Annotated in this window: 8 protein-coding genes; 4 read left to right on the plus strand and 4 right to left on the minus strand. The window is 54.6% G+C overall.

From position 1 onward, the window contains the following. Window positions 1-38 precede the first annotated feature (38 nt). Window positions 39-3,212 (minus strand): UvrD-helicase domain-containing protein, encoded by a 3,174-nt coding sequence (locus H6507_08735; GenBank protein ID MCB9369175.1) that lies wholly within the window; start codon window positions 3,210-3,212, stop codon window positions 39-41. Further along, window positions 3,205-6,315 carry a PD-(D/E)XK nuclease family protein gene (locus H6507_08740; GenBank protein MCB9369176.1) on the minus strand — a complete coding sequence of 1,037 codons (3,111 nt, stop codon included), beginning with the start codon at window positions 6,313-6,315 and terminating at the stop codon, window positions 3,205-3,207. The genes H6507_08735 and H6507_08740 overlap by 8 nt, the downstream gene beginning before the upstream one ends. 123 nt (window positions 6,316-6,438) lie before the next feature. Here H6507_08740 and motA point away from each other — a divergent pair, with 123 nt between their 5' ends. Genes motA through H6507_08760 form a run of 4 tightly spaced genes read left to right on the plus strand, consistent with a single transcriptional unit; the run spans window position 6,439 to window position 9,641 of the window. After that, window positions 6,439-7,302 carry a flagellar motor stator protein MotA gene (gene motA, locus H6507_08745; protein MCB9369177.1) on the plus strand — a complete coding sequence of 288 codons (864 nt, stop codon included), beginning with the start codon at window positions 6,439-6,441 and terminating at the stop codon, window positions 7,300-7,302. Window positions 7,303-7,320: 18 nt separating this feature from the next. Then, window positions 7,321-8,208: an OmpA family protein gene (locus H6507_08750; GenBank protein ID MCB9369178.1), complete on the plus strand. Its 888-nt coding sequence runs from the start codon at window positions 7,321-7,323 to the stop codon at window positions 8,206-8,208. Then, complete coding sequence (locus H6507_08755; GenBank protein ID MCB9369179.1) at window positions 8,208-9,353, plus strand: hypothetical protein; 1,146 nt, start codon at window positions 8,208-8,210, stop codon at window positions 9,351-9,353. The genes H6507_08750 and H6507_08755 overlap by 1 nt, the downstream gene beginning before the upstream one ends. A gap of 3 nt (window positions 9,354-9,356) precedes the next feature. Further along, window positions 9,357-9,641: a hypothetical protein gene (locus tag H6507_08760; GenBank protein MCB9369180.1), complete on the plus strand. Its 285-nt coding sequence runs from the start codon at window positions 9,357-9,359 to the stop codon at window positions 9,639-9,641. A 72-nt stretch (window positions 9,642-9,713) separates the two neighbouring features. On the opposite strand, the gene H6507_08765 is transcribed toward H6507_08760, so the two are convergent. Both H6507_08765 and H6507_08770 read right to left on the minus strand, forming a co-directional pair. Then, on the minus strand, window positions 9,714-10,757 hold the full coding sequence (locus tag H6507_08765; GenBank protein MCB9369181.1) for a T9SS type A sorting domain-containing protein: 1,044 nt from the start codon (window positions 10,755-10,757) through the stop codon (window positions 9,714-9,716). A 31-nt stretch (window positions 10,758-10,788) separates the two neighbouring features. Further along, a complete protein-coding gene (locus tag H6507_08770) occupies window positions 10,789-12,123 on the minus strand; it encodes a T9SS type A sorting domain-containing protein (GenBank protein MCB9369182.1) in 1,335 nt (444 codons plus the stop codon). Window positions 12,124-12,270: the final 147 nt, after the last annotated feature.

Consider the following 12,270-nt stretch of genomic DNA (forward strand, 5'->3'; position numbering starts at 1 on the left):
AAACTCAGAGGCCGGTGCGTATGCACCGGCCTCTTTTTTTAGAGCGTCACAATCAAATCGTGCCGCAGAAAATAGACCCGCACCTCCGCGGGTTTCTTTTTTGTTGCCTGTTCAAACATCTCCGCATACCGCATCAACTGTTCGCGATGGCCGCTTTTGTGTTTTTCAAGTTCTTCGATGGGAAAACCGTCCGTCTTGTAGTCCAAGATGATCCACTCGCCGTTGTTAGATTGAAACACCAAGTCCACGAAGTTTGCACTTTGAATATTGTCATGAGAAAGCACGATGGGCAGTTCCGTGAAGATCTTCTGCGCAGCAGGAAGTTCTACGCTGAATAAATTCGATTTGCGCGCACGGCCAATCATCGTTCTGGCTTCGGTCAAATCGTCCGAATCAAGACTGAGCGTGCGCAGGGCGAGCCGTTCGGCATGTTCCTGTGACTTGCCTTTGGCCAATTGCTCGAGCACGGCATGCACGAAGGATCCGACACGACGCGCGCGGACCCGCTCCCAAGCGATGGCTTGCTCCTGCTTCTTTTCGGCACTTTCGACAGAAAGTTCTTTAAGCCGCGCGGCGCGGACTTCTTTCCATTGGTGGAATTGCGCTGCCGACGAACCATCGTCCCGTTGTTCAATTTGGAGCTGCGTCGCGTACGGAAAAAAGTTGCTCTCCGGAGAGAAAACAGCGGCGGTGGCTGTCGCTTTTGTCGCGCTCAGATCAATATGATTTGCTTCATCAAGCCGGTAGCGCGGCGCAAGTGCCGACGGAACATAGGGAACATTGCCCTTTTTGCCGCTGCGCTTCCAACCCAAAGGAAGAATGAGTTTCCGTTTCGCGCGGGTCATGCCGACGTAGAGCAAGCGCTGAAGCTCGGCATCGCGAGCATTTGCTTTCGCGGTCTTCACAAAATCATAATTCTGTGTCGCGAAGTCATCCGAAACTTTCAGCGCGATTTGATGATCCCCGTTTTCGAGCCCCTTGTGCACCAACCATCCGCTGTCGCTTTTCGTGTGATCAGAGAAGGAATAAAGATACACATAGTCGAACTCAAGCCCCTTCGCTTTATGAAGCGTCATTACTTGTACGGACTTGCGATTTTCGTCGCGTGCCTCAAGCTCGGTGCTTTGAACGAAACTTGTCATTTCAGACAAGCGCGCGGCGATATCGGCAAGCGAGGAGCTTCCGGCAGTCTCAAGTTTGCGGATGATTCCCGGCAGTGCTTGCAGGTTCTGCGCTCGCTGGACGCCCTCCGACTTAAGCCCGAAGACGATTTCTATCGGGAACTCATCGAATAGAAAGTCAAGCAAAGACGAAGCACTCGTTTCGCGGCTTCTTTTGTGCCACCTGTGCAGCGAGTTCAAGGCTTGTCCCGCGCGCGAGTCGTCCGGCTGGGGATCCGTGTAGACGAACGTTCGACCCGAGAGTTTGTGTTCAAATATTTCGTCGTCACTGACTGCAAACCACGGTGATCGAAGAACTCCAATTACCGCGGTCGTATGCTGAGGATTGGCGAGCGCATGCAGCATCGTGAGCACGGCTTCGACTTCGACACGGCTAGCGTAGGCGCTGTTCAAGAAACTTACAAACGGAATTCCATGCACGCCAAAGGAATTTACGAGCGACGCCGCATTCGTCCCGCTGAGCATTAAAACGGCGACTTTCGAAAGATCGAAGTCTCTCTCGGTTGCCTTTAGAGTCTGAATGTGTCCGGCGATGGCCCCGGCTTCGTGTGCCGCCAACTGTTTTGCACTCGCGCCTTCGCGGCTGTAAGAAGACGGCGGTATTAAAAGCTCGACTGCGCACGAATCATCTTCGGCACCGTCTTTCGGTTTAAGCGGTTCGTATGCCGCTTCAAATTCGGATTGCCCCAGCATGACCGGAGCAAACACTTTGTTCACTTCTTCGAGAATAGCAGGAAAGCTGCGGAAATTTTGGACGATGGAGAGTTTTGCGCAATTGTCCTTGTCGGCTTCAATGCGTTGAGCGACGTTCTTGTAGATGCGGAGATCCGCTCCGCGAAAGCCGTAGATTGATTGTTTCGGATCGCCGACGACGAAGAGTTTGCCGGGTTCGAGAGATACTTCCATCCAACTTTTTGCGTGCGCACGTTTTTGCTCGCTCAAGAAGTAGAGAATCTCGACTTGAACAGGATCCGTGTCTTGAAATTCGTCGATGTGAATATGGTCGAAACGACTCTTGAAGAAATCACGCGCAATCTTCGAGTCGCGCAGCATATTTCGACACAACAAAAGTTGATCGTCAAAACTTATGGCACCACGTGCGCGCAGAGTGCTGCGAAACTCCGAAACGGCGGGTTTGATCCACTCCACAATTTCATTGCAGACCATGCTGGTGAGCAGGCCGGCGACAAGACCCTTCTGTTCTACAATTTCGGCAACCAGTTCTTTTGTGCCTGTAAGCTCTTCTTTTCCGCCCCAGTTTTTCGCAGAACCGTAGGACGGTTTCTTGAACTTCGTGAGCCATTCTATGCCCGCTTCTGAGAGCACATCGGCGGGCTGCGAAGCGCTCCACTGCACAACCGCTATGATCCCAGCATACAGTTTGTCCGACTTATCGGTGCAGAGTTCCGCGCGCCCAGCAAGCGCCCTGATTTGTGACTGCAAAATTGCGCAAGCGGACGAAAGCGTTTCGCCGACTGTCGTCGTGGAAAGACACTGCAGATCGATCGCGGACGCCACAAGCGAATTGAACAATCCGGCAAGACTTTTATCACCCGTGCCCAATAAATCAATCCCAAGCCGCTCAGCGAGTTCAAAGGCTCGCGGCGTTGCACGATTTAGCATTTGTGACAACCATTCCGTACGAAAATCGCGCGATGCGGACGCTTGTTGCAGTTCATCCAACGGAATAAACTCGGGAGGCAACTGCGCTTCAATCGGAAGCGTACGTAAAAACTCGGCGGCGAGACTATGGATAGTGCCGACTGCCATGCGGTCAAGAAACTGCAGAGCTTCGGATGCCTGCGGCGTGTCGCTTTTCTTCAGTTCGAGACGAAGGCGTTCTTTCAATTCGCCCGCCGCTTTTACCGTGAATGTGACCGCCGCAATGCGTTCGACCTTCACACCGCTTTCAATCAGCGCACAGATACGGCGCACGAGCAGCGTCGTTTTACCCGTGCCTGCGCCGGCTTCGACGAGAAGTGTTTTTTTGAATTCCGTTACGGCAACGTCGCGCGCTTCTGAGTCACTCATTGCCGTCCTCGCTTTCGTCTTCGCTCGTTGAACGGGTTGTTTTCAAACCTGAAACATTTCCCTCCGTTAGCTGCTTGCCTGCGTGCCTCTGTGCCCCGCACGCAAGTTTTACCGAGCAGTTCATGCAGACCGCGGAATCATCAGGCGATGGATCCGGAACAAAGATTCCTGCGCGCATGTCACTCAGCAGGTTGACGCACTCTTCGAGTTCCCGCTGCCGCGACACTTCATCCGCCTGCTCGCTGTCGGTTCCTGATTTGAGGTAGAAATAGCGTGCGTCCACCGACGCATCTTTGAGATACTTTTTGACCACGTGGTGATAGATTGCCAGTTGCAGCCGGCGCGAATACGCACGTGATTTTTCCTTCGGTTCGCTGCCCGTTTTGTAATCGGTTATGCGAATTCGCGTGCCGCTGTCGTCACTGTCCCAGCGATCCACGCGCCCGCGGAAGCGAATAAAGCGACTGTCATGCGACTCGAACTGCACCGGATCGGGATAGGCGCCGTCGCCGAAACCAAAGCGCGCTTCGACGAACCGCGTACGCCACGACCCATGGTCGATTTCGTATTCGTAGTATAGTGTGAGCAGCGACAAGACATCGCGTTTCAATTTGTCTGCAGCATACTTCGGGCCAAGCGGCGTGCGACGGGAAAATTTGTCTATCTCGGCGAGGGCTGTTTTGTGCAGAGCGTCCCACGTGTAATGTTCGCTCGTGATGGGCTTGCCGGTTTGCGCGCCGTGATAGCTTTGAAGAATGTTGTGAAGCAGCGTGCCGCGATCGAGAGCGGTCAGCGGATTCAAGGGATTTTGCTCTTCAGGAGAGTAGGCTTCCCATTCACGGGTTGCGACGAACCGAAACGGACATTTCCAATAGTTCTCGAGAGTGCTGGCATCCACTGCGCTCGCTGGATCAAAGTTCGCCGCAATCTGTTCGAGTACGCGCGGATTTTCGATTCTTCCATCGAACTTTGTAAAACGTGACGACCTAAAGCGACTGGATTCGAGTTCGATCGCTGCGCGGAATAACTCCTCTTCCATCAGATAGGACAAAACGGAGCCGCTTGTCTTAAGCGCCGTTCCCAGTGCGAAGCGATGGTATTCGCTGCGCGAAAGAGCACGATCCGGCGAACTTGACTCAAGCGGATGAGCCGGTACGATGCGGTTGGGAGCGTGTTCTATAATCTTTTCGAGGGGAAGTGATAGCGGTGACTCGTCTCTCTGGATTTCGAGCAAATCAGAAACGTACGGCGAGAGCAACTGCGGACGGCCCTCCGCGTCCGCGCGGGACGCATATATAGAAATCGACTCCGTCGCCGCACGCAATTGCATTTCAAGCAGAAAGCGTTCTCGATTTTGCCAATTTTGCGCTAAGGGGAGCTCCGTTCCGAGTTCGCGGTTTATTGCCTCCCTGTCTCCGTCTAAGAGAAGCGGGTCTTGCCGCTGCGCGTGGGGCAGCGTGCCTTCATTGAAGCCCGGAAGAAAGACATGTGGAAAGGACACGCCGACGCTTTGCTCGCGGGGCGAGACGACCGGAGTTCCGTTCGCAAAAGAGCCGATCCTCTGTCCGGGAGTTTCGAGTGTCGCAAGAATAAATTCTTGCAAACCTGACGAAGAAAACGGCGTGTCAGAACTGTCGAGCAGCGACGCTTGATCGAGCTGCAGTGTCAAGTCGGCAAATTCTTCACTTAAGACAATTGTGCCGGTGTAATACTCCCAAAGAGTGCGAACTCCCTCCTCCCAACCGCTCGCGTTTCGCGCGGCGTGAATCGTTTCGAACAGGTTTCGTGTAAAGTCTTGAAGCGCCGTACCACTCGCTATCTGCCGCCGCAGCACGGAAAGCGAGAGGTCGTCCGGGTCCAGTTCTTCGGCGCGGCGCTCCAAGCGGCGGGCAAGCTGGGCCAGTTTTTGATCCGTGCGGTGACGCCATTCATCTTCGCCCGCGATAATTAGTGACTCTTCGGCGAATCTGATCCAACCGCCCGCGAGCGGCGCGATGGATTCGACAAAAGGCGCGCTTGCGAGAAAGGCTTTCACTTGACCGAGTGAAAACTCGGCGTTCAGCATTTTTGCAAGTGCGCCAAATCCACGGCCAGCAGGTGTTTCGGCAAGCGTACGCGCTTGATAGATGTAGGGAGTGAGCCCCGCACTGCGACAGCGGCTTTCGAGAACGTCCGTCAATGCCATTGTGCTGTTCGGCAGCAACACGACCGCTTCGCCTTTTTGCACGCGCGCGTCGTGAAAAACATCGCGGACAATTTCCGCGGCAACCGCGGTGTCGTGCGGAGCGGAAACAACTCGAACCGGACGGTATTGTGCCGCGGGAGATTCTTCAAACACTTCTTCGAAACCGCGGTCGAGATACCACATGCGCAACGGTGACGTGAGATCGTAGGCTTTGCTTTCGGGTACGCACGGGAGAAAGACTGACATATCGTCCGCGTGGCGGAGCTTTTCAATCACGGACAACGTAAGCGGATCCAGCTCATACAAAGCATAGAAACACACAGGCAGATCGAGCGGCGGAGCCTGCGACAAGGCTTGGAAGGCGAGAGTTTGAAGTTTCGCCGCGTCATGCAATTTCAGCTTGTCTAATTTCGACGCGATTGCATTGAGAAGCAAAACGAGGTCGCTGATTTTTGCGGCGCGTTCCTGCCCGGAGACTTGCACACGCATCAGTGCATCCGGCTGAATGCGGTGGTAAATAAGTTCTTGCCGCACACGCAAGAGCGCGCGGCGGAAACCCGCGCTGTCCGCGACCGGCGCGAGGTATTTTAGCCGGTCTTTGTGTTTGGCAATGATTTCCGCAAACAGCGGATCGACCACTGACTCACCTAACGTCTTCCAACCTTCCTGCAGAACAACCGGCTCAGCCAAGACATGCATCAGGTCGGTGACCGTCATGAAACGAATGTTGGCGACTATGTCTAATCTTCGCGCCAGCAAACGCCGCAGGTGCAAGCGGGTCAGTTGATTGGGAACGATGACCCACAGCTCGCCCAAGGGATCGTTCGCTTTCCGTCCGCGCACGTACTCGACCATGCTCGCTTCGAGAAACGAAAGATGACCCGTGTAGAGCACATGATTTGCATTGGGGACATTCATTGGAGACAGCGTCTTACTTTTTTGCGCGGGGCATTAGCAGTTAGGGGCACACCAGTTGCGATTGTCCTGACCGGGCAAGTATTCATAAATGAAAATTGATTTAAAGTCACTACTGAACACGCTATGGCAATAGTTGGAATTTTAGTCGTTCTGGGCGGCGTAATCGGTGGATTCATAATGGCAGGGGGCGATCTGGCCGTATTGGTTCAGCCTTCGGAAGTCATCGTGATTTTCGGCGCTGCAATAGGTGGCTTGTTGATTTCCGTCCCCATCGCGACACTCAAAGCGTTGGTTTCCGACATTATCGGAATCATGGCCGGAAAATCCGGTCCGTCGAAAGATCACTACGTCCAAACGCTGTTGTTGCTCAACGAGCTGTTTCAGATGGCCCGCAAAGACGGCATCATCGCTTTGGAATCTCACGTTAATGACCCGGAACAGAGCAAGATATTCCAGAAGTATCCCAAACTCCTGCATGACCACGGAGCGATGGCGTACATCTGTGATACAATCAAGCTGTTTCTGGCCGGGTCAGTGCCGCCGCACGAAATCGAAATGTTGATGGATGCGGAAATTGACTCTCATCACGAAGAAGCCGGAATCACGGCAGGTGTGATTTCGAAAGTCGCCGACGCGCTCCCGGGTTTGGGAATTGTGGCGGCCGTTTTGGGTATTATCATCACGATGGGTCACATCGACGGTGATCCGGCCGAAGTCGGTCACCATGTGGCCGCCGCGCTTGTAGGCACGTTTATGGGTGTGCTCTTCGCGTATGGTTTCTTTTCGCCGATGGCATCAAACCTCGAAGCGCGCAACCGCAACGACGCGCGGCTGCTGCACGTCATCAAAGCAGGAATCTCCGCTTTTGCCAAAGGCATGGCGCCGTCGGTGTCGGTTGAATTCGCACGCCGCGCTATTTTCCATTCCGACCGGCCGAGCTTTGAAGAGACCGAGAAACTTCTGAAAGAGGCCAAGAACAAGGGCTAAGCCCTTGCGGGGGAAATCATGGCTGAGCACAACGATCCACCTATTATACGTATCGTTAAGAAGGGGCACGGACACGGCCACCACGGTGGTGCGTGGAAGGTCGCTTTTGCTGATTTCGTGACCGCGATGATGGCACTCTTCATCGTGCTGTGGATTCTCGGCCAATCGGAAGACGTGAAGCGCGGTATCGGCGGCTATTTTCGCGATCCGACGGGCAAAGCACTGCTCGGCGCGGGACCTTCGGAGTCGATCAGCAGCAGCAACAAGTCCATGATTAAGCTGCCGACGGTTATGGAACGCTATTCCATGCCTGATCCCGTACTGGAGAGCGAAGCGGACCGACTGGAAGAAGTGATCGAACAGAGCGAAGCCCTAAGAGAGCTTAAAGATCAGATTTCAATCGAAGTCACGCAAGAGGGACTCCGGCTCGAAATCAATGAAGGAGAGCATGACCCGCTCTTCGAATCCGGCAGCGCAGAAATGACTCCGAAACTGCGGGCGGCGCTTGCAGCACTCGCGAATGAATACAAAAAACTTCCGTACAAGATTATCGTCGAAGGTCACACAGACGCAACGCCCTATCGAAGCGTGAGCGGCATGACGAACTGGGAACTTTCTACACAACGTGCCAATCAAGCACGAAACGTTTTGGAAGAGGGCGGCTTACCGGATGATCAAGTGCTGATGGTGCGTGGCTTTGCCGACCGCCGTCCGCGTTTCGATGATCCGCTTGATCCGCGCAACCGCAGAATCTCCATGCTGCTGGTTTCCAGCCAAGGTATGGACATCGCGTTGGGCAAACTAAATTTTGCGGGGATTGAGGATTCTGAGATTCCGGCGACTCCGCCTGAGACGAAACCGAAGCGCAACCGTGTCACTCTTTTCGCGACGGGGAAGAACGACTGATGGGCTCGAATTACAGATCACGAGTCGTGTACTTGCTGCATCCGGACGAACGCAGCGCACCTCCGATCCTCGAGCAGGCCGCTGAAGTGCGCGTGATTCGCCGCGGACACGAGCCTGATTTGTCCATCAAACAATTCGACGCGTCAGCGATTGTGATCGGCCCGCCGATGGATCATGACGCACACATCGCGCTTGACCGTATGGCCACGCTGATGCTTCCGGTGCTGGGACTCGGCACGGGACCCAATGAGCGATTAATCTGCGACGTAAGTGTGACGATTGCGCTGGGAGACTTGCGTTCGATTATTTCGCTCTTAGGAAGTCCAGCGACGCTGTGTTCGCTGCCGCCGGGACACGGTGCGAACGGTCTGGGCACGTGGCTTAAGCACTCAGCGGATAACTTCGCACAAATGATGGAACATTTGCTCGCGCTGCGCATGCCGGATTACCGGGACCGCGCGGAACGCGTCGTGCAAGCATGTTTGTGGATCGGTTCCCATCTCGGAATGGGCGGCGAAGAATTGAATACGCTTCAACTTGCCGCGCGGATGCGGGAGATCGGAAAACTTGGCTTGCCGGACAAGATATTGTTCACTCCGCGTGAACAACGCACACAGGACGAGCAATCCATGTATGACCGCTATCCGATGCTTGGTTCGCGTGTGCTGCAGCAATTCCCGTTGTTCATTGCCGCGGCGAAAATCGTGGAACATCATCTTGAGAACTTCGACGGCTCCGGAGCTATGGGACTTGCATCGCATCAGATTCCACTCGGTTCGCGGATACTGCGCGTCGCGGGAGCATTCCAGATGATTTCGGATACCGGAACTAAAGGCCGCGAAGAAGTGATTCACATTCTTGGCCGCGGCCGTGGTTCTCTGTATGATCCGATGCTCGTCGGACTGGTCGAAAACTATGCCACGCTGGCGACGTCACCACTGAACGCGGGTGCCGAGACGCGGCGCGTGCGGCTGTCGGATCTTGTGGAAGGCATGATCCTCGCAGAAGATATCTGGAGCCGTACGGGTGTCAAGATTGTCGGCTCCGGCACCCGGCTTAACGAGCACATTATCCGGATTCTGATGACCCTACCCTTAAATATGGCAATTGAATCTGTGGAAATCCAGCGAGACAACCTGCAATAGGCCATGATGGACTGGTGGTGGCTACTTATCCTTGTTCCACTATTCAACCTGTGGAAAGCGTTGGCAGAAGCCTGGAAGCTGCTGCTGGTGGCAAGGAACGAGACACAGCGCAAAATTATCATCGAAAGAGCCGGAACGTCGGCGCTGGTGAATACGGTGTTGACGATAGCGATTGCCGTTGCCCCGTGGCCATATAAGCTCTTGGGGTTTCTTCCTTCGCTTCTGCCCATTTTGTCGAACGTCCTGAACAAGATGTTCGGGGTTCGACTTAGATTCTACATCTGGTAGCTTTCGCAACTGACCAAAACAAAAGCCCCCCGGCGAGCCGGGGGGCTTTCTATTTCCAAGAGAGGCGGAAACTTACTTCATCAGAACCATCTTGCGGGTTGCGCTGAACTCGCCGGCTTCCAGACGATAGACATACATGCCGCTCGTCAGGTTGGAAGCATCGAACGTCACGGTGTGACGTCCGGCGGCTTGCGGACCACTCACCAACGTGGCGACCTCTTGACCAAGGAGGTTGAACACACGGAGGCTAACATTGGTCGCTTCAGCCAACTCGAAGTTGATGTTCGTCTCGGGGTTGAACGGGTTCGGGAAGTTCTGATCCAGCGCAAACTGGGCAACCACGGACGGCGAGCCGTTCGGCGTCGCGTTCGTCGCGGCCAAAACTTCAACGTGACCGTTCACGTCGACGGATTCCAGTGAGTAGGTATAGCTCACGCCGTTGACGACGTTGTTATCCACCCAGCTATAGTCATGGCCGGACGCACTGTTGGTCGCGGCGATTTCAGCTTGCTTCATGCCGTCACGGAGGACGTTGAAGTGGTCAAGATCAGACTCGCTGGCAGTACGGAAGTTTAGAGTCACCTGCGCATCGCCGGCGACCGCGTCGAAGTTCGACACTTCGGCAGCCAACTGATCTTCGAAGGTCAAGCAGAAGCAACCTTCACACAAACTGAAAATTTCGATTTCCCAAACGCCGTCATGGTTGTGACGGTAAATGATCTCAACGCAGTCGCTGTAACCACCGAACGCGGTCGGATCCGGGAAGTAGAAACCACCCCCCAGAGTAAATACGGTCGGAGGATCCATCGGGGTGCACTGTTCATCACAGTTGCTGTTCGCCGGGCTGCAGCCAGCCGCGGTCAGGAGGACGGGAACGCCCGCCTCATCCAAATCGGCACCAACCAACGCAAAGGCGACGAAGCTGAACTGGCACAGACTGATACAGGCAGATTCGCCAAGGTGCAGTTCGGTCGACGGCGTAAAAGGCTGTCCGTTGAAGGTTGGCGTGCAGGGCTGAGCCTGCACCGCAAGGGGCAGAGCTAAGGCCAAGACAGCCACCATCATCATTGCAAATATCTTCTTCATGCGGTCAATCTCCGTGGTTTTGTTTGTCATCCAATCGAGGTAAGCCACTCAACTGTGTATCTTACTTGAGATACAACAGCTTCTTCGACTCGCTGAAGTTGCCAGCCTTCAGGGTGTACATATAGACACCCGTGGCGAGGCCTTCAGCCGACCAGTTCACAGTGTGCGTTCCGGCGTTCATCGCACCGTCGACCACCGTGGCAACTTCGCGACCCAGCATGTCATAGACCTTCAAAGTCACGTTGTCCGCGAGGGGCAGCGAGAAGCTGAAGCTGGTTTGCGAGTTGAACGGGTTCGGGTAGTTCTGAGCCAGTTCGCAATGATCCACAACGCCGGCGCCAGCTTCCGGAGTGGCTTCTGCCACGACGGTCTGTCCACCGATGTTGTACACGGAGAGATTGCCGTTCACGTCTTCGACGTGCAGCTTGTAGTAGTAAGTGGTGCCGTTCGCGACATTTTCGTCGGTCCAGCTGTAGTTGTTGCCGCTGGCGTTGTTCGACGCATCGAAACGAGCCATTTCAGCATAAACGCCTTCGCGTTCGGTCGAACGGGTCACGCGGAAGTTGCGAAGATCGCTTTCCGACGACGTGCTCCAGTTCAGGTTGACTTTGCCATCGCCGGCAACGGCGGTGAAGCCGCTGATTTCGACGGGCAGAATGAAGTCCGAGCGCCAAATGCAAACGCAGCCGGGATCAACGCCGCAATAGGACAGCGTCAAGTACAGCAAGCAATTCGGAAGCACGCGGATGTTCCAATTGAACAGGCCCCAGTCGACGCCCGGGCAGTCCGGGTTGTTGCAGTGGGAACCTTCAGCCGGATCGCAACGGTTCGTGACCGTGATTTCCAGCGTGTTGGGGGTGTGCTCGGGGCTTTCGCATTCAATGGGGATTACGTACGTGCCGTGGCACAGTGTCGCGCAAAAGGCCGAGTTAATCGGAATCGAGGTCGGAAGCACCGGGGTGCAACCGTCATTCAAATACTCAAGAGTCGAGCCGTCAGTCGTTTGGAATTCATTCCAATCGGAGACAGGCTGAGTGTACTCAAGGGTGCTCCAGTCAAGGCTCCAAACCTGGACTTCAGCAGCCACCTGAACGGGGGTGCCGATTGCCAGATCGCCAACATACATATCCAATTCGCACCAGTGGAAGTCCGTGTTTTCAGCCACGATACCGTCCACATACTGACCCGTGGATTCATCCCAGCGCTGCGGAAGGCCGCATGCCGCCGGAAGGTGAATAAAGGACACCACCGCGTTGAACGGGCTGGAGTCGCCAATGATCAGGTGCATTTTCTGATTCGTTTCATCGAATGCCAACGTAGCGGATTCCAACGCGAGGGCATTGCTTGCCAGCATAAATGCCATCGACAGAATCAAAACAAGTCGCATTTTCTTCATCCCACACCTCTCTAAATGGTTAAATTTTCTGTGACGCAGGGACACAAATATCCCTCGGCACATTTCGCTTCCTGTAACTGTGGTAAATATACTTTCACGGCCCTACCAAGTCAAGGATTCTGATGAGAAATCTAAAGTTTTGAGACT

Source organism: Calditrichota bacterium, from assembly GCA_020637445.1.
Classification (GTDB): Bacteria; Electryoneota; RPQS01; order RPQS01; family RPQS01; genus JABWCQ01.

Bases quoted from the DNA above. Each gene is read 5' to 3' on its own strand.
- H6507_08755 (MCB9369179.1), top strand. From the start codon at position 8,208: ATGGGCTCGAATTACAGATCACGAGTCGTGTACTTGCTGCATCCGGAC.
- H6507_08765 (MCB9369181.1), bottom strand. From the start codon at position 10,757: ATGACAAACAAAACCACGGAGATTGACCGCATGAAGAAGATATTTGCA.
- H6507_08760 (MCB9369180.1), top strand. From the start codon at position 9,357: ATGATGGACTGGTGGTGGCTACTTATCCTTGTTCCACTATTCAACCTG.
- H6507_08750 (MCB9369178.1), top strand. From the start codon at position 7,321: ATGGCTGAGCACAACGATCCACCTATTATACGTATCGTTAAGAAGGGG.
- motA (MCB9369177.1), top strand. From the start codon at position 6,439: ATGGCAATAGTTGGAATTTTAGTCGTTCTGGGCGGCGTAATCGGTGGA.
- H6507_08735 (MCB9369175.1), bottom strand. From the start codon at position 3,212: ATGAGTGACTCAGAAGCGCGCGACGTTGCCGTAACGGAATTCAAAAAA.
- H6507_08740 (MCB9369176.1), bottom strand. From the start codon at position 6,315: ATGAATGTCCCCAATGCAAATCATGTGCTCTACACGGGTCATCTTTCG.
- H6507_08770 (MCB9369182.1), bottom strand. From the start codon at position 12,123: ATGAAGAAAATGCGACTTGTTTTGATTCTGTCGATGGCATTTATGCTG.